This is a genomic window from Acaryochloris marina MBIC11017 (assembly GCF_000018105.1).
GTDB lineage: Bacteria > Cyanobacteriota > Cyanobacteriia > Thermosynechococcales > Thermosynechococcaceae > Acaryochloris > Acaryochloris marina.
Map to the genome: position 1 here is coordinate 5,218,932 of NC_009925.1, position 16,595 is coordinate 5,235,526.

Consider the following 16,595-nt stretch of genomic DNA (forward strand, 5'->3'; position numbering starts at 1 on the left):
GGAATCTACTAAGCCATAACGACGCTTATCTCGAAAATGACCTCAACCCCAAACGAGTTAGCCCGACGAACGCAGGTAGCTCTTGAAGCCATTCAAGATTCTACTGGAACTGAGGCAGGGAAATTTGGTGCTGATCTGTTTGTCTCACATCACCTAGAAGAAATTGACGCTGCCTATTGGTTGGAAAGGCTGGGAACTGGCAAGCCAGGTTCAAGACAGATTTTGGGACTTCTGATACCAATCTTTGACTCGGATCAAAGAGAAGATGGCGACTTCGAAACACTTGACTTTACTCTGCCTGGAGATGTTTCAAATTACCTCCTCAGTGTTCAGTTCGACGATAGCGGCAACGTTATTGCGATTTACATGGAATCGTAATGTGTAAGGATTTGGTCTAGATCTCAGCAACACTGGCTTGATAAAAACGCTTGTCCTCAAAATTGGTGACCTAATATCAAGGGCAACTAGCCATGCTACTTTTTGCTATGGCAGATATCGAAGGTTGTGGTTCTGCACGGTTAGGACAGGCGTTGAGATCGCCATAAATTACCCTCAAATAGGGAATTTTGAACTCCGGTTGATTTTTAAAGACTAACTCTATGGTTCGGGCTCTCCCTTAGAAAAATGGGCTAAGGGAGAGCATTACCCCACCAAGTATCCTGACCTAGCTCCAATCCATCGAATAGAATAGGACGAAAGGAATTTAGCATCGTCCCTGGTCATCCATGAGCCACAGCCCCACCGATACCGACGCCGCTACCTACGACTACGATGTGTTTATCTCATACAGCCGTGCTGATAAGGCTTGGGTGCGGAAGGTACTGGTGACGCGACTGCAAAATGCGGGGTTAAAGGTTTGTATTGACTACGAAGATTTTCAGCCAGGGGCACCCGCGATTAAGGAGATTAAGCGGGCGGCGATGACCAGCCGCAAGACGTTGTTGGTGCTAACGGCAAATTATTTGAAGAGTGGTTGGACGGAATTTGAACGATATTTGTTGCAAACCCCAGATCCGAATAATACAGAACTGCGATTGTTGCCTGTCTTGAAGGAAGCTTGTGCCCTGCCGCCGGACATTAGTTATCTAAGTTATGTCAATTTTACCGACCCTGAGGAACTGGATATTGCCTGGAAGCAGGTGTTTCGAGCGTTTGGGATTGAGGAAGCCGAAGCGGCTCCACCGCAAGAATATACACCAAAACAATGGTTTCTGGCTCACCCCTACGGGATGCCACCACACTTTACGGGGCGCGTCGCTGAACGGCAACTGCTGAGTGATTGGCTAAATCAGGGTTCCCAGCCATTGCTGGTGCTGAAGGCTTTGGGGGGCTTTGGCAAAAGTGCCCTGACCTGGCATTGGTTGCTGCATGATGTGGAAGAGGGTGATTGGCCCCTAGTGGTGTGGTGGAGCTTCTATGAAGAGAAAGCGGGGTTTGATAATTTTGTCTCTGCTACGTTGGCTTATCTGAGTGGGCAAAAGCCAGATGGTTTGAATCCGACAGAGCGGGTAAGGCGGTTGTTGGAGTATTTGTTGCAGCATCGGATCTTGCTGGTTCTGGATGGGTTTGAGCGGGCACTGCGGGCCTATGGCAGCCTGGGGGCGGCCTATCAAGGAGATGGGGAACAGGAAATCGCCGATGCGGGGCGCGATTGCGTGAATCCGGGGGCGGAGTTGTTTTTGCGGAATTTGGCGAGTTTGCCGAAGCTGCAGGGCAAGGTGCTTATGTCTACCCGGTTGAGGCCCCGTCCGGTGGAGGTGACTGGGGGGGCTTTGCTGCAGGGCTGTCAGGAGGTAGAGCTGACACAGATGCAGGCAGCGGATGCGGTGGCGTTTTTTCGGGTGCAGGGGATCCGGGGCAATCGGGGAGAGATCGAGCAGGCTTGTAAGGCTTATGGGTTTCACCCGTTAAGTTTGCGGTTGCTGGCGGGGCAGGTGGTCAAGGACTTGCGCAATCCGGGGGATATTCAGGCGGCACAGCGGCAGGATTTGACGGGGAGCCTGGTGCAGCGGCAACATCATGTGTTGGAGCAGTCCTATAACATTTTGAGCCTAGAGGGGCGGCAACTGCTGAGTCGGATTGCCTGTTTTCGCAGTCCGGTGACCTTTGAGGTGCTGGCGGCATTGGCGACAGAAGAGTCTGATTTAGAAAATGGTTTGCAGGATTTGATCGAACGGGGATTGGTGCAGCGGGAGGGCCAGCGATTTGACCTGCACCCGATTGTGCGGCGCTATGCCTATGACCGTATGGAGACGACAGAACGCAGCAGCACCCATGGCCAACTGCGGGACTACTTTGCGGCGGTGCCGGAGGTGGAGCGGGTGAAGACGGTGGATGACCTGGCCCCGGTGATGGAGCTGTATCACCATATGGTGCGGGCGGGGCAGTATGACGAGGCGCTGAAGTTGTTTAGAGATCGTCTCGACAAACCCCTCTACTACCAACTCGGAGCCTACCAACAATATATCGAACTCCTCCGTGCCCTCTTTCCCCAGGGGGAAACCCAGCTCCCCCAACTCCAGTCTGAAGATGGCCAGGGTTGGACGCTGAACTCGCTGGCCAATAGCTACAGCCTCAGCGGTCAACCTGCGCAGGCTGTGCCCCTGTTTGAGCAGAGTTTTTTGCTAGCGGAAAAGCAAGGAAATAAGAAAAACTGGGCGATCGGCCTGGGTGCTGTTGCCTCTGTTGCGTATTTCCCTATCGGTGCCCTACAAGCCGCTGAAGCCAACCTGCGCCGTCGAATTGCCATCTGCCAGGAGCTTGAGGACGAGTTCCGGGAGGCGATAGGACATCGGGATTTGGGACGACTGCTGGCTTGCTGGGGAGACTGGGGAGCAGCGGCAGAAGCGTTGGATCGGGCACTGGAATTGTTTGAGAAAGGTAACAATATCCAATCCCAAGGAGTTGTTTGGGTCTATCGAGCTTTAAGTGCTTTGCTGCGGACCCGATCGCACCAGACCTCCAATTCACAGCGGACTGAACTTGCTGCCACTGCCCTTGCCGCCGCCCAGCGTGCGATCGCCCTGGCCGATGAAGATACCCGTACTCGATACCCCCACGAACGAGACTACGTCCGCGCCCACTGGCTCCTCGGGGCTTCCCACCGCCTTACCCCCGATCTCTCTGCCAGCGACCACCACCTCAACGAAGCCCTCCGCCGCTGCCGCGCCATCAATGTAGTTTCCGATGAAGCCGATATCCTGCTCGACCTCGCCCGTCTCCGCCGAGACCAGGGCAATCTCCCCGAAGCCAACCGTCTGGCCGAAGACGCCCGTGCCATTGCAACCCGCAGTGGCTACGTCCTCCAAGGGGCCGATATTCATCTATTTTTGGCCGAGTTAGCCCAGGCGGCGGGCAAATTGCCGGAAGCGAAGGAATTGGCCCAGACGGCGTTGCAGTTGGCCACCTGTGATGGCGGAGAGTTTGTTTATCGGGTCGCCTATGACGAGGCGGTGGCGCTGCAGTTGCAGCTTGGGGGATAAGAACGTTGGCGACGGACAAAGCCCTTGCCATTGATGTTTCACCTTGCGCAGGAGTGGACGGAATTTATAATCCAGGCATCGACCAAAACGATTGGTCAACCCACAGCTCCATGTTAGATAAAAGTTGACTGCAGATCTCAGCGACTTATTCTTGATTACAAGGTAAAAGTAAAGTCATTGACCAATAACCCTGGCATCCGAGAACCACCCAAGGAGCGAGCACCATAGGTGTCTACGCAGGGAATAAACTCCTGGGTATCCGTGAGGTTCTCTAGCTTTGCACCTAAAAATTCATAGAGACTGTCGTCAAACCGCAGGTCTTTAATAGGTGCGATAATTTCACCTTGCTCCACCCAAAAGCAGGCATAGCGGGTCATCCCCGTGATTCGTCCGCCAGTGCGATCGCTCCAGTTTAGGTAATGCAAATTAGATAGGTATAATCCCGTTCCCAATTGCGCCAGAATATCTGCCGTACTGAGGGTTCCAGGTAATACTTCAGGCGATCGCATCCCTTCATGAGCACTGGCGGCATTACTTTTAACCTGATATTCCTTGGCCGTGCGGGCATTAACTAGAGTATTAACGAGCTGACCGTCCACCAGCAGAGGTACTTCTTCCGGGGCGACCTCCCCTAAGCTATTAAATCGAGGTACTAAGCCCAAGCTGAAGTTCTCTTTTAGAGTCAAATGGGAGGACAAAGACTTGCCCTCTCGCAGTTTAGCTAGGGCACTGCCGCCCTGCTGCATGGAGGCTTCACTCACCCCACCCCAGGACAACATACCTATCAATTCGGCAGTGGCAGCAGGGGCAAAATAGGTGCGATATTGGCCCGGTTCAATCACCTTAACGGGTCGATCTAACATTTTGAGCTGGGTGATGGACTGCTGGATTTTGTCCGTGTAGGCGGTTTGGTCCCAGGTTTGGCCCGCCAGAGTTGCTTTGACGGCCTTCTCGGAGGGGGCAATTAAGGAATAATCGAGCACAAAGGTTTCCGTGGCAAACCAATGCTGCTGGCCTGCGGAGTTGCGGTTGGCTCGGACAATGGGACCTGAGGCATAAATGCCTGTAAAATCTACCCCTTGCACCGCTGGTAATAGAGCAGCAGAGACCTGATCGGGTGCGAGTAACTGACCAGGATAGGCTTCCCGACTAGAGCCATAGTTTTCCGGCAGGACAATATAGGGGTCTTCCGGTAGCTGGGGTAAGTCTTGGCGCAGTTGTTGGAGCTGCTCTAGGGCCACGGCACTGTCTACCGCCAGATCCCCTGTAAAGGGGAAGCCTGCGTAGGCAGTGCGCTGGTTGGCAATCAAGCGGATATTAATGCTGGCATCGGTCACCAGGCCGGTCTGGCGAACTTTTCCAGCATTGAGGCGCATAAAGTGGCTTTGTTCCCCCGCCAACTCAATGGAGAGATGTTCTCCCGCCTGTAAGTTATCCAACAGCAGGTCGGCCAACTGATTAAAGGTGGACTCCCAAGCCGCCAGGGTTTCGGTGGGGTGGGTGGCAACACTGGTGCTCATGCGGCTCCTCCAAATACTTCGATTTCTTTAAATACACAGGTGGGTGAGGCATGGCCGACCCGGATGCATTGATTGGGTTCGCCCTTGCCACAGTAGGGGGTGCCATACATGGCAAAGGTGCTGGCATCCCCCACTTGAGCCAGGTTCCCCCAGAATTGATTAGTAATGCCTCGGTAGTTGGGGTTGCGTAAGACCTTGGTCAGCTTGCCGTTTTCGATTAGGCGGGCATACTCACAGCCAAACTGGAACTTATTGCGATAGTCATCAATGGACCAGGATCGATTGGCCTCCATATAGACCCCAGATTCGATATTGCTGATCATTTCCTCAAAGGAGGATTGGCCCGGTTCTAGATTTAGATTGGCCATCCGGTCAATGGGGGCTCGATTCCAGGAACGGGCTCGGAAGTTAGCCACCCCAGGCACCTGGGCTCTGGCTTGGCTTTCTAAGCTCCCTAGTCCCCGCAGTAGCAGTCCTTCTTTGATCAGATACTCTCGCTGGGCAGGCATCCCGGCATCATCAAAGGCATAGCCCGCAAATTCACCGGGGACTGTAGGGTCAAAGGTAATATTCATCAGTGGCGACCCATACACCAGATGACCAAAATCAGAGAGCTTTACAAAGCTAGACCCGGCATAATTGCGCTCATCTCCGAGGATCCGATCCAGCTCTAAAGGATGGCCGATACTCTCATGAATTTGTAGCATCATTTGGTCTGGTGCCAGTACCAAGGTGGTGGTAGCTGTGGGGCAGTCTTCAGCAGCCAGTAGGGCAATGGCCTGTTCCCCCACTTGCTGGGCACGGGCGAGCACCTGGTCGGGGTCAAACACTTCAGAGCCAGCTTGATAACAGCGGGCTAAGGGACCATTATCGGTGCGCTTTTGGATAATGCTGCCGTCCTGGGCTGTCGCTTCATAATTGGTGATCACAAACCTAAAGGTTTGGTGGGTATCCGTACCATTACTGCTAACGAAGATCTGTTCGGTTTCTAAGGTTTGGGTAAAGGCGCTGGTTTTAACAATTTGGTCGGAGACGTGGAGGGTGTCACAGACTTTCACCAACAGATCCAGCTGATCGGCAACGCTAATCAGGTCCAAGGGCTGCTGAAAGGGAGATTGGTATTGGCCCACGGCCTTGGGACGCACCTCGGGAGTAAAGGAGTGGACCGCCCATTTAGAGGTTGCGATCGCTTGTTGATACGCCTGCTCGGCGGCCCCTTGTAAACTAGCTGGGTCTAAGCGGTTGGTGGCGGCATAACCAAACTGGCCTTCAGCAAGGACCTCCACCATCACGCCCTGGGTAAAATCGCGACCATTACTTTGGGGTCGCCCGTCACGAACGGCATGGGTGGTGGTCTTCTCATTCACCTGACGGAGGCCCACCCAATCCGCGTTGATATCTAAGGTGTTGAGAGCCTGATGAAGGTCAAACTTCATATCTATATTGCTCGATAAATAAGGTGCGTAAGCGCTAGTCTAACGTTTCCTAAGAGGGCACAACAGCTCTTTATTAAAATGAGTGTCGCTTCATCATGGATTTCCCAAAGACCGAATTGTGGAGGGTTAAGCCAACCTAATATTTGGAAGCCAGCTGTTGATTCACAATTGGTGTCGTCCTCACTACAGCCACAAGCGCACCCCAGCAATGGTGATGGGATTGCTCCAAAGGCCCGTTAAAATCGTCGAGATATTGACAGTCAAAGCTTTTGCATACATCGCTTCTTAACTGAACAGTGCCTGGAATTTGGCACTGACTTAACCATTCAAGCAATAATAAAGTTTAGACGTGCTAACCAACATACCTAGATGTAGTTAATCCTAGAAGCATCTCACCAATCAGGAGCTTGATAGTGGTTCAAACTGAATTACCACCCACTGATGGACTAATATCCACCCCTGTCGCCGAGCAGCGCTTAACCCTCCATAGCGTGAGTTGGGAGACTTATGAAAAGATCTTAGAGGCGTTTGGTGAACATCGGGCTGCCCACATCACTTATGACGAAGGAATTTTGGAATTTATGGTTCCTTTGGAAGCCCATGAAAACCCTAGCGACATCATTGGAGATTTCGTCAAGGCTGTGACCAGCGAAAGTGGCTTCAATATCAAAAGTATGGCCTCTACAACGCTTCGTCGCCATGACCTGCTTAAGGGAGCTGAGCCTGATCGCTGCTACTACATCCAAAATGAAGCCTTAGTAAGGGGACGAACGGTTGATCTAGAGAAAGATCCTCCCCCTGATCTAGTTATTGAAATTGATATCACCCATACGGATGTCGATAAAAATAGCCTCTATGCGGTGATGGGAGTACCAGAGTTCTGGCGCTACAATGGCAAAACGCTTAGTATTTTTCAGCTTATTCAACGTCAATATCAAGAAGTCGAAGTTAGTCCTACCTTCCCTTGGGTTCCCAAAGAGATTTTTTATCGATATTTAGAACAGTGTAAACAGGATGGGGAGATCCCAGCTCTAAATGATTTGAGAAGCTGGCTTCAGACCCATCAGCCCGATCAAGAGCAATAACTCCTAAGTCTATTGCTAGATTGGATGAGCATTTACTTTCGCTCAGATCATGACCATTAGTGAAAAAGTCATTAAGGGTGCTGTGCTGATAGGCATAGAAGAGATCTGGATAAATGTTTAGAACTGCTTTTCCACGTTGCACTGTCCCAGGCTCAGTTGAACCCGTTCCATTCTCACATCTCACAAGTAGGGGAGCTGTTCCCCAAAAGTGTCGAAATTGCGAATACCTATTTGAGGGAGAGTGTATGCGGGCGATGGAGCAAGTACAGGGATACCTGGGACTCGATCATGGCCCGTGTCCCATTAAAGGCCCCACAAATCCTGTTTTGGTGGATACACCCTACTACACCAGTAAAGTTTATGTCTCCGCAAAATGTCGGTCATGCCGGGATCTCAAACTAGATGACATCCAAGGGTTTGTGTGTAGTTACGAACAAGAGCGTTGGGGAAGCTTTCCGCGCACACTGGATTGGGGATTATGGAACCCAGCACATCCTAATCTGGGTCTCAAAAGTGGACGCTCGGTTCCAATTGAATTTATTCAAGCGGTTCAAGACCAATACGAGGCGCAAGCTGTCAAAGCATTTCGCGCTGCTCATCCTGACGCGACCTTTCGAGAAGCGAGGGATGCTTACGCAGAATTACTCGCTAAATTACAGGACGATTTAAACAAAGACTGAATTTCCTGTATGCTGCTGACCCTGTCTAATCTTGGCGTTCTGCCTTTGACGATTAAAAACCGTTAGAGAATAGCAAGGCAGCGTACAATAGTTCAGTTGAAATCTAGGCAATACATTGATCGAGCGGTATACCTTGCCCAAAATGGGCGATCTGTGGACAGATGAGAATAAGTTCAGAACCTGGTTGCAGGTGGAAATTGCCGTTTGCGAGGCCCAGGCAGAACTGGGAAAGATTCCTGCCGATGCCTTGGCCACGATCAAAGCCAAAGCCAATTTCGACGTTAAGCGCATTCTAGAAATCGAAGCGGAAGTCAAGCATGATGTGATTGCGTTCTTGACCAACGTTAATGAGTACGTCGGTGAAGCTGGACGATATATCCATTTGGGCATGACCAGCTCTGATGTGTTGGATACGGCTATTGCCCTGCAGATGGTGGCCAGCCTCGATATCCTGCTGCCCCAACTCGAAAATCTGATTCAAGCCATTCGTTACCAAGCCCAGCAGCATCGCCAAACCGTGATGGTGGGCCGTAGCCACGGTATTCATGCCGAGCCGATTACCCTGGGATTTAAGCTGGCAGGCTGGTTAGCTGAAATGATGCGACATCGCGATCGCCTGATCGCAGCGCAAAAGGAAGTCGCCGTCGGTCAAATCTCGGGTGCCGTTGGCACCTATGCCAATATTGACCCTCAGATTGAATGTCTCACCTGCCAAAAATTGGGGCTACAGCCAGAAGCCGCCTCCACCCAGGTAATTTCCCGAGATCGCCATGCCTACTATCTCAATGCCCTAGCTTTAGTGGCCGCCTCCATCGAACGATTTGCGGTAGAAATTCGCAATCTTCAGCGCACGGATGTGCTGGAAGTGGAAGAATTCTTTTCCAAGGGGCAAAAAGGCTCTTCGGCCATGCCCCACAAGCGCAACCCGATTCGGTCAGAACGACTCACGGGACTGGCTCGGGTGGTACGAGGCTATGCCATGACAGGGCTTGAGAATGTGGCCCTCTGGCATGAACGGGATATTTCCCATAGCTCTGCAGAGCGGGTGATTGTCCCCGATGCCGCCATCTTGACCCACTTTATGTTGGTGGAAATCACCGACCTAGTGAAACATCTCCAGGTCTATCCCGAGAATATGAAGCGGAATATGAACCTGTATGGTGGCGTTATCTTTAGCCAGAGCGTTTTACTCGCCCTGGTGGATAAAGGCATGGTGCGCGAAGATGCCTATGCCATTGTCCAAACCCATGCTCACCAGGCTTGGAACAAAGAAGGCGGAAATTTTAAAGCCGCCCTCAGCCAAGACCCACAGGTGCAAAAACTGCTCTCGGCTGAGGAACTAGACCACTGCTTTGACCCCAGTCGCCACTTACAAAACCTCGATCAGGTTTATCAGCGATTGGATATCTAGGGGGCTACCACTTCTTATAGGGTAGGAACTTACCGCACATGGTTACCTGAACGCGATCTCCTTTTGGATCTGGCACTTTATCCACCTCAATGGAGAAATCGATGGCACTCATAATACCGTCGCCAAATTTCTCGTGAATCACGGCTTTAACCGGCACCCCATAGACCTGCATAATTTCATAGAATCGGTAGACTAAGGGGTCCGTGGGAATCACGGGTTCTAAAGAGCCTTTCATGGGCGGCACGGTTAGGGGTTCCGCCAACTCTGCGGGTAAGCCCAAAGCTGTAACAATTTTCTCGGCTTCTTCTGTAGAGGCACTCGCCTGGCGGTAAATCACAGAGGCAATCCAGGTTTCATCACAGCCGACAATTTTTTCTAAATCTTCAAAGGAAATACCTTTCGCTTTCTTTGCTGCTAGGAGTTTCTCGGTAATTTCAGCAATGGCCATAGGAATGGGTTCTCCAAAATAAGAAATTTGCAGTCGAAAAGTGAATATTCAGGGGGGTTAGGCTTTGACCTTGATCCGGTCCTGTTCTACAAACCGCGTTTCCCGGTATAGGTGGGCTTCCATTTCTGCCTTGAGCTTGTGGTACTCAGGATGTTGCTCCACCTCCAAACGGTTGCGGGGTCGGGGGAAGGGCACCTCTAAAACCTCATCAATTTTGGCGGCTGGCCCCCGGGTCATCATCACGATCTGATCGGACAGTAGGAGGGCTTCATCAATACTGTGGGTAATCATGACCACCGTCTTGCGATCCTGCTCCCATATGCGCTCCACCTCTTCCTGCAGGAAGCCCCGCGTCAAGGCATCTAAAGCCCCAAAAGGCTCATCCATCAGCAGGATTTTAGGGTCTATGGCTAAGGCCCTGGCAATGCCAACCCGCTGCCGCATGCCGCCGGATAATTCATGGGGGTGTTTTTTCTCCGCCCCATCCAACCCGACTCGATCAATATTTTCCCGGACAATCCCTTGCAGACGCTGCTTGGATAGCTTCGGATAAACGGTCTCCACTGCAAACCGAATATTTTCCTCTACGGTCATCCAGGGCATCAGGGCATAGTTTTGAAAGACCATACCCCGATCTGGGCCAGGACCGAGGATAGGCTGACCATCCAGATCGACGGTGCCAGAGGTGGCGGTACTCAATCCAGCAATAATATTCAGCAGCGTCGATTTGCCGCAACCCGATGGCCCAATGATGGTGACAAAGGTATTGTGCTGGATATCTAAGCTGATATCTTCAATGGCAATAAAGTTCGAGGTTGAGTTGCGCTTGAAGAATGGGATTCCTCCTTTGGCGGGGAAAACTTTAGAGACATTGCGCAAGCTCAGTTGAACACTAGTGGACGTTTCCATATCGACAGGAGGAGAAGAGGTGATCATGATGCTTGCCGTCCAAAAGAAACTAATTTTTCCAGATAAGCGAAGATTTGGTCCAAAACAATACCCACCAAACCAATAATGAAAATGGCCACCAGAATATTGGAGATGGACAAGTTATTCCACTCATTCCAGACGAAATAGCCTAATCCAGATCCCAGGAGCATCTCAGCCGCAACAATCACCAGCCAGGCAATCCCCATGCTGATGCGTAGCCCAGCAATGATATTGGGAAGGGCCGCCGGAATAATCACCTTAAAGACCGTTCTCAATTTGGACGCACCCAAGGTTTTCGACACATCGAGATACTCAGGACTCACATTGGCGACGCCAAACACGGTATTCACCAGGGTCGGCCAGATGCTGCTAATTAAGATAATGAAGACACCTGTATTCTCGGAATTGCGGAAAATATACAGTCCTAAAGGTAACCAGGCCAAAGGAGAAACGGGTTTAAGGAGCTGCACATAGGGATTAAAGGCCTTCGCAGCTACCCGGGACATGCCCAGCAAGATTCCCAGAGGAACCGCAATAATGGACGCCAAGGTATAGCCAATCGCCACCCGGCGCAGGCTCGTCAGCAAGTTCCAGCCAATCCCTAAATCATTGGGGCCATTGTCAAAGAAGGGGTCGGAAATCCAAAACCAGAGTTCTCCCAGGGTGTCGGTGGCATTGGGCATGCCCTTGGCAAAGATTTTGGCATTGGCCCCCACTTCCCAAACCGCGAGAAACAGTGCCAGAAACAGCAGGGAAATCAGGATTGCTTGAGCATTCTCAGAGAGTCCTGGTTTGGTGGGGGCTTTGGGGCTTTGATCAGTACTCAGGGCCATGATTTCTGGGATTAAACATCATATTTCTTGATTTGCTCTTCGATGTATTGGGCTGGATTTGCCGGATCAAATTCATCAAAGGCCAGCGTTTCAGTTTTATAGATTTCGTCAGGCGGAGTCTGCCCTAGTTCCGTCGCCAGTTCACGAGCCACATCGGTGAGGAAAATATCTTTGCCTACTTCGTCATACTTGCCATCAATGGCAGTTTTGGCTTTGCCATCCCCTTGCAAGTCCCAGCGCACGAGCTGCGACGAAATCCAGTTGGCAAAGCTTTGCCAAGGATAGGGGTCAAAGTCAATCCGATCGGGAATGTCCAGGGTTTGACCATTACCATCGTCAAACTTGCCCGTCAGAACGGCTTCCACGACTTCCGTTGGCTGGTTCAAGAAAGCTCTTTCAGAAATCGCCTTGGCAATTTCGGGTCGATTTTCGGCCTTGCTGGCATAGCCTGCTGCTTCGATAATCGACTTGTTTAAGGCTCGGAAGGTGTTGGGATTGGCGTCGATCCATTCGTCACTGGCGGCAAAAGCACAGCAGGGATGATTGGGCCATAAATCTTTCGTTAATTTGTGGATAAATCCTTCACCCTCGAAGACGGCTCGCTGGTTGAAGGGATCCGGCATTAAGTAGGCATCAATATCACCGGCCACCAATTGGGCAATACTGTCGGGCGGGGGAACAGGACGAATCTTGACATCTTTATCGGGGTCAATTCCCCCCGTAGCAAGGTAGTAGCGCAGCAGAAGGTTATGCATGGAGTAGGGGAAGGGAACGCCGATCACAAACCCCTTGAAGTCCGCCGGACCTTTGACTTTACCTTTATGGCGGTTGGCCACCGTAATCGCTTGGCCATTAATATTCTCGATACTAGCCAGCTTGACGCCAAAGGAGCTAGACCCTAATCCCAAAGTCATGGCGATGGGCATGGGGGCTAGCATGTGATACGCGTCCAGTTCACCTGCGATCGCAGAGTCTCGCACCGCCCCCCAACTCGGCATTTTGACCACTTTGGCATTCAAACCATGCTTTTTGTAGAACCCTAACGGCTCAGACATAATAATCGGCGTTGCGCAGGTAATGGGAATAAAGCCCACCTTAAGCTCCGTTTTCTCCAGCTTGGCGGTTAATTCAGGGTCTACATTGGTATCCCCAATATCGGGCTTGTTGCCGCCAGGGGCACAGTTGGTCAGGGTAACTAGGGCGGCCCCTACCGCAATGTTTCGCAGAAATTCCCGGCGAGTCACGCTACTGGTTCGTTGAGCATCCCGAAAGAAGTCTCCAGCTTTAGGCCCAAAAGCAGCAGCAAATGCCTGATCCAGCCCCCCTGCTAATTGGATTAAGTCACCGACCAAGCGTTCTCTTTTAGAGTCTCCTTTACAGACTATTTTTAAGAACAATTGCTTGCGCAGTTCTGCCTCACTGATCGATTGGGCAATCGTAAAAGCATCTGGCTTATATAGACCCATTTTTGCCAGATCATCAACCATTTCTACTGGATCACTCGGCATCGTTGCGAGGTGCTGCCAATGGTCTTGTGTAAAGTGAACACCTCCGCAGACTAGACAACTTGGTGGAACTTGAGTAGGACTCTCTCGCTGAGCCTTGAAATCTTCCGCCCTTGGGATTCTATTTTTGGTTGTTGCTACCACCATATTTTTTGATCCAGTCGTTGAATAAACTTAAATTAAAGGACTAAAAAATATTTTTTTGTAGTATTTGATACCTGAAATAAATAAAACAAAATAATTATCATTACATGGTTAATCCTGCTGAAATATCCTGTTTGCAAGGCTTTGGCAAACAGGATAAGAGACTTAAAAAAATATAAACTCAGAGTTTATTGGTTCAGCCTCTATAGATTTGCTGGAGACTGAACGGCTATTAATTAATATTTAATTTCTGATAATTACTGCTCATTTATTAGCTTACCAACGAACCTAGACGCTGAAAGTGGACATATTTTAGAAGTCAATAGGATTTTTTTTAGATTTTTGATTTAACTCAGGGAGGACTCAATATGGGATTGTCGTCGCCATCCGTGAGGGGAGGTACCATGATGCTGGCGAAATTGACGGATAAAATAACCTGGATCAGCATAGCCAAGGGTAATCGCTATTTTCTTGATGGACTGTTTAGTCTGCAACAGCAAGGTCCGTGCTTCACTCATCCGTCGTTCCACAATCCATTGCTTAACGGTACGCCCCGTTTGAGTTTGCATCAGGTGGGTCAGATAGGCAGGAGAGTAACCGGCGACAGTTGCCACATCTTTTAGATGCAAGGGCTGGCAGTAGTTCGCTTCAATAAAATCAAAAACCGCATTCAATTGGGGGCAATGGGGAAAGATGCGATCAGCGGTAGAGAGGTCTGGGGCAGGTGGAGTCCCCATCTGACCCCGCAGCTCGGATTGTCTTTGGAAACGGGTTGCGATCGCAGCTAAAAAATCATCAATCGTACAGGGCTTCGTTAAATAGTCATCTGCCCCCAAGGTCATCCCCTGGCGCAATTCTGACATGGTCACTTTGGCTGTCAGAAAGATAAACGGTATTGTCGCAGTCTCTGGATGTTGCCGCAATTGAGACAGCACCTGATAGCCATCCATATCTGGCATCATAATGTCGCAAACCACCAGCCCAGGATGAAACTTCTGGGCAAGTTGAACGCCGAAGGATCCGTTGTCTGCTCCCAGGGCTTCAAATCCCTCAAATTTTAAGCAATTCAAAAATAAGTTGCGGGTTTGCGTTTCATCTTCAATGATCAGGATCTTCTGCATAACGGCAATACCCCAGTCAGGCAGGGCATTTTTTGAGATTGGATGAATTGGTTTTTAACTGCTCCCTGATTAATCTGTACGTTGTTGCCAACCCTAGAGTAGTGTCCTGGAATACAGTCTGAAGAGAGGTACCCCACGGAAGATGCAGATCGGCACTGATTCTGCATGTATATGTCTCAACCCCACAATCAGTCTCTTTTGACCTCTCCCCTATCGAATGAGCCTCCTCCTCGCGATCTCGCATTAGAAATCCTCTGGCAACACCATCAACTGATTCTCGACGCCATTGGTGAAGGGGTATATGGTCTAGATATTGAAGGCAATGTCACCTTTGTTAATCCCGCGGCAGCCAAAATGATTGGCTGGTCCACCGCCGAGCTGATCGGTCAACCCATGCATGCGGTGCTCCATCACTCCCACCCCAACGGCAGCCATTACCCAAAAGAAAACTGCCCCATCTATGCCGCCTTTCGCGATGGGAAGGTCTATCGGGTGACCGATGAGGTGTTTTGGCGTCGGGACGGTACCTGCTTTCCTGTGGAATATATCAGTACGCCTATCCATGATGAACAGGGCCAGATTGTAGGCGCAGTGGTCACCTTTTGCGATATCACCCAGCGTCAATGGGCTGAATCTGTTCTCAAACAAACCAATGAAGTCTTAGAGTCAAAAGTCCGAGAACGCACCGCCGAATTAGAACAGGTCAATCAGCAACTGCAAGAGCTAAGCGCTCTCAAATCACGATTTGTGGCGATGGTCTGCCATGAGTTCCGCAATCCTCTCAATAATATTGCCCTATCGATTTCGTCCTTAAATCGCTATCACTCAAGGTTAACGGTTCGACAACAGTCCGAATATTTGGCAGGCATTGCCGAGAATGTCGAGCGCATGACGGAGATGATTGATGACATCCTCGTCATCGGCAAATTGGATGCAAAACGGATGGAGCTGAAATCGGCAGAGGTGGATCTCGTGGCATTTTGCCAAGATTTAGTCGCCGAGGTGCAGTCAATGGCTCCTCATCATGTCGTTTTACTCATCTGTCGGCATCGGCAGTTAATCACCCCTATAGATGTCCAACTTCTCCGGTCAATTTTGACGAATATTTTACACAATGCGATTCGCTATTCCCCCGAGGATGGGGAGATCCAATTCAAGGTTTCACGCCGAAAGCATATCATTACGTTTCAAATTTCTGACCAAGGGATGGGGGTTTCGCCTGAAGAGCAGTCCCTTATTTTTGATCCATTTTATCGTGGCAAAAATGTCAGTAATGTACCAGGAACGGGATTGGGATTGAGTATTGTCAAACAGTTTGTGGAGCTACTACAGGGCACGATTACTTTAGATAGCAGGATTGGCGTAGGAACAACCTTTACAGTCCGATTGCCCTGTAGTCGTTAGATAGACTTTGGGCCTTATTGACACACGGTCCTAACCATTAAGTCCGTTGCAGCCGATCGAGGATAGTGGCGTTGCTGTTCTGGGTAAGTTATCCAGGATAAACTTCTACAATCTGCTAAGCTCGAAATTTTTTCACGCCCCAAATAGTAAATAAAAGAGTTATAGAATCCTTGCTCATGCTTAATAGAACAAACATTGAGGAGAATCGTTTGTCCGCCTGCAGCTTGGCCCATACGCTGTAAACAAGCTGAGGCAATTTTTTGCGGACCGGCTGGCTGAGGCTTAGCCATAGGAATGGAATGGGCATGAGCAGCAACATTTGTGCTGAGAGCCATTATCGTACTTAAGAATAAGAATTTTGTGCGTTCACCGAACATAAATTAAGTAAAAATAACTGTATCCTTATAATTCCCAAATCATTATCTCACTCCACATTGGAGCTACATTTGGTATTACTATTTATCTCAAAAAAACAATAGGAATAAGGTATGCAGTTAAAAATTATTTATTTATTTTCTGTAGATTAAATAATTAGAATTATGCCTATAAATCATCAAAAATCCAGATTTGAATATTCACAATTGACTGCCTTTGTG

The 16,595-nt window shown here is 50.0% G+C and carries 14 protein-coding genes; 6 read left to right on the forward strand and 8 right to left on the reverse strand.

The genetic code is table 11. The annotated features are described in order from the left end of the window. Nucleotides 1-36 precede the first annotated feature (36 nt). Together AM1_RS23345 and AM1_RS44670 are read left to right on the forward strand one after the other, a co-directional pair. The gene (locus tag AM1_RS23345; RefSeq protein WP_012165380.1) at nt 37-378 is read left to right on the forward strand and encodes a DUF2004 domain-containing protein; all 342 of its coding nucleotides are present in this window, start codon (nt 37-39) and stop codon (nt 376-378) included. 347 nt (nt 379-725) lie between these two features. Further along, entirely contained in the window at nt 726-3,482 is a 2,757-nt protein-coding gene (locus AM1_RS44670; RefSeq protein WP_012165381.1) for a TIR domain-containing protein, read from the forward strand. Nucleotides 3,483-3,637: 155 nt separating this feature from the next. Here the strand turns inward: AM1_RS44670 and AM1_RS23355 are convergent, their stop codons facing one another. Both AM1_RS23355 and AM1_RS23360 read right to left on the reverse strand, forming a co-directional pair. Continuing rightward, nucleotides 3,638-5,002: a TldD/PmbA family protein gene (locus AM1_RS23355; protein ID WP_012165383.1), complete on the reverse strand. Its 1,365-nt coding sequence runs from the start codon at nt 5,000-5,002 to the stop codon at nt 3,638-3,640. Continuing rightward, complete coding sequence (locus AM1_RS23360) at nt 4,999-6,438, reverse strand: TldD/PmbA family protein (protein WP_012165384.1); 1,440 nt, start codon at nt 6,436-6,438, stop codon at nt 4,999-5,001. Before AM1_RS23360 ends, AM1_RS23355 begins: the two co-directional genes overlap by 4 nt. A 413-nt stretch (nt 6,439-6,851) precedes the next feature. Here AM1_RS23360 and AM1_RS23365 point away from each other — a divergent pair, with 413 nt between their 5' ends. The 3 genes from AM1_RS23365 to purB all read left to right on the forward strand — a co-directional run bounded on the left by AM1_RS23365 (nt 6,852) and on the right by purB (nt 9,614). Continuing rightward, nucleotides 6,852-7,523, forward strand: a complete 672-nt coding sequence (locus AM1_RS23365; protein ID WP_012165386.1) for a Uma2 family endonuclease — start codon at nt 6,852-6,854, stop codon at nt 7,521-7,523. Nucleotides 7,524-7,777: 254 nt separating this feature from the next. Then, nucleotides 7,778-8,203 carry a hypothetical protein gene (locus AM1_RS23370; protein ID WP_148215805.1) on the forward strand — a complete coding sequence of 142 codons (426 nt, stop codon included), beginning with the start codon at nt 7,778-7,780 and terminating at the stop codon, nt 8,201-8,203. A 115-nt stretch (nt 8,204-8,318) separates the two neighbouring features. Next, nucleotides 8,319-9,614, forward strand: a complete 1,296-nt coding sequence (gene purB / locus AM1_RS23375; RefSeq protein WP_012165388.1) for an adenylosuccinate lyase — start codon at nt 8,319-8,321, stop codon at nt 9,612-9,614. A 4-nt stretch (nt 9,615-9,618) separates the two neighbouring features. On the opposite strand, the gene cynS is transcribed toward purB, so the two are convergent. The 5 genes from cynS to AM1_RS23400 form a co-directional block, all read right to left on the reverse strand. Further along, nucleotides 9,619-10,062: a cyanase gene (gene cynS, locus AM1_RS23380; protein WP_012165389.1), complete on the reverse strand. Its 444-nt coding sequence runs from the start codon at nt 10,060-10,062 to the stop codon at nt 9,619-9,621. A gap of 57 nt (nt 10,063-10,119) precedes the next feature. Then, nucleotides 10,120-10,998 carry an ABC transporter ATP-binding protein gene (locus AM1_RS23385; RefSeq protein WP_012165390.1) on the reverse strand — a complete coding sequence of 293 codons (879 nt, stop codon included), beginning with the start codon at nt 10,996-10,998 and terminating at the stop codon, nt 10,120-10,122. Next, nucleotides 10,995-11,825, reverse strand: a complete 831-nt coding sequence (gene ntrB / locus AM1_RS23390; protein ID WP_012165391.1) for a nitrate ABC transporter permease — start codon at nt 11,823-11,825, stop codon at nt 10,995-10,997. Before ntrB ends, AM1_RS23385 begins: the two co-directional genes overlap by 4 nt. 11 nt (nt 11,826-11,836) lie before the next feature. Next, entirely contained in the window at nt 11,837-13,477 is a 1,641-nt protein-coding gene (locus AM1_RS23395; RefSeq protein WP_041660283.1) for a CmpA/NrtA family ABC transporter substrate-binding protein, read from the reverse strand. A gap of 344 nt (nt 13,478-13,821) precedes the next feature. Then, nucleotides 13,822-14,595, reverse strand: a complete 774-nt coding sequence (locus tag AM1_RS23400) for a response regulator transcription factor (RefSeq protein WP_012165393.1) — start codon at nt 14,593-14,595, stop codon at nt 13,822-13,824. Between the two features lie 171 nt (nt 14,596-14,766). On the opposite strand from AM1_RS23400, the gene AM1_RS23405 reads away from it, so the two are divergent. Beyond that, nucleotides 14,767-15,999: a PAS domain-containing sensor histidine kinase gene (locus tag AM1_RS23405; protein WP_012165394.1), complete on the forward strand. Its 1,233-nt coding sequence runs from the start codon at nt 14,767-14,769 to the stop codon at nt 15,997-15,999. Nucleotides 16,000-16,013: 14 nt separating this feature from the next. On the opposite strand, the gene AM1_RS23410 is transcribed toward AM1_RS23405, so the two are convergent. Next, the gene (locus AM1_RS23410) at nt 16,014-16,334 is read right to left on the reverse strand and encodes a hypothetical protein (protein WP_012165395.1); all 321 of its coding nucleotides are present in this window, start codon (nt 16,332-16,334) and stop codon (nt 16,014-16,016) included. Nucleotides 16,335-16,595: the final 261 nt, after the last annotated feature.

Coding starts and splice junctions, on each gene's coding strand:
- AM1_RS23345 (WP_012165380.1), top strand. CDS start 37: ATGACCTCAACCCCAAACGAGTTAGCCCGACGAACGCAGGTAGCTCTT.
- AM1_RS44670 (WP_012165381.1), top strand. CDS start 726: ATGAGCCACAGCCCCACCGATACCGACGCCGCTACCTACGACTACGAT.
- AM1_RS23355 (WP_012165383.1), bottom strand. CDS start 5,002: ATGAGCACCAGTGTTGCCACCCACCCCACCGAAACCCTGGCGGCTTGG.
- AM1_RS23360 (WP_012165384.1), bottom strand. CDS start 6,438: ATGAAGTTTGACCTTCATCAGGCTCTCAACACCTTAGATATCAACGCG.
- AM1_RS23370 (WP_148215805.1), top strand. CDS start 7,778: ATGGAGCAAGTACAGGGATACCTGGGACTCGATCATGGCCCGTGTCCC.
- cynS (WP_012165389.1), bottom strand. CDS start 10,062: ATGGCCATTGCTGAAATTACCGAGAAACTCCTAGCAGCAAAGAAAGCG.
- AM1_RS23385 (WP_012165390.1), bottom strand. CDS start 10,998: ATGATCACCTCTTCTCCTCCTGTCGATATGGAAACGTCCACTAGTGTT.
- ntrB (WP_012165391.1), bottom strand. CDS start 11,825: ATGGCCCTGAGTACTGATCAAAGCCCCAAAGCCCCCACCAAACCAGGA.
- AM1_RS23395 (WP_041660283.1), bottom strand. CDS start 13,477: ATGGTGGTAGCAACAACCAAAAATAGAATCCCAAGGGCGGAAGATTTC.
- AM1_RS23400 (WP_012165393.1), bottom strand. CDS start 14,595: ATGCAGAAGATCCTGATCATTGAAGATGAAACGCAAACCCGCAACTTA.
- AM1_RS23405 (WP_012165394.1), top strand. CDS start 14,767: ATGTCTCAACCCCACAATCAGTCTCTTTTGACCTCTCCCCTATCGAAT.
- AM1_RS23410 (WP_012165395.1), bottom strand. CDS start 16,334: ATGGCTCTCAGCACAAATGTTGCTGCTCATGCCCATTCCATTCCTATG.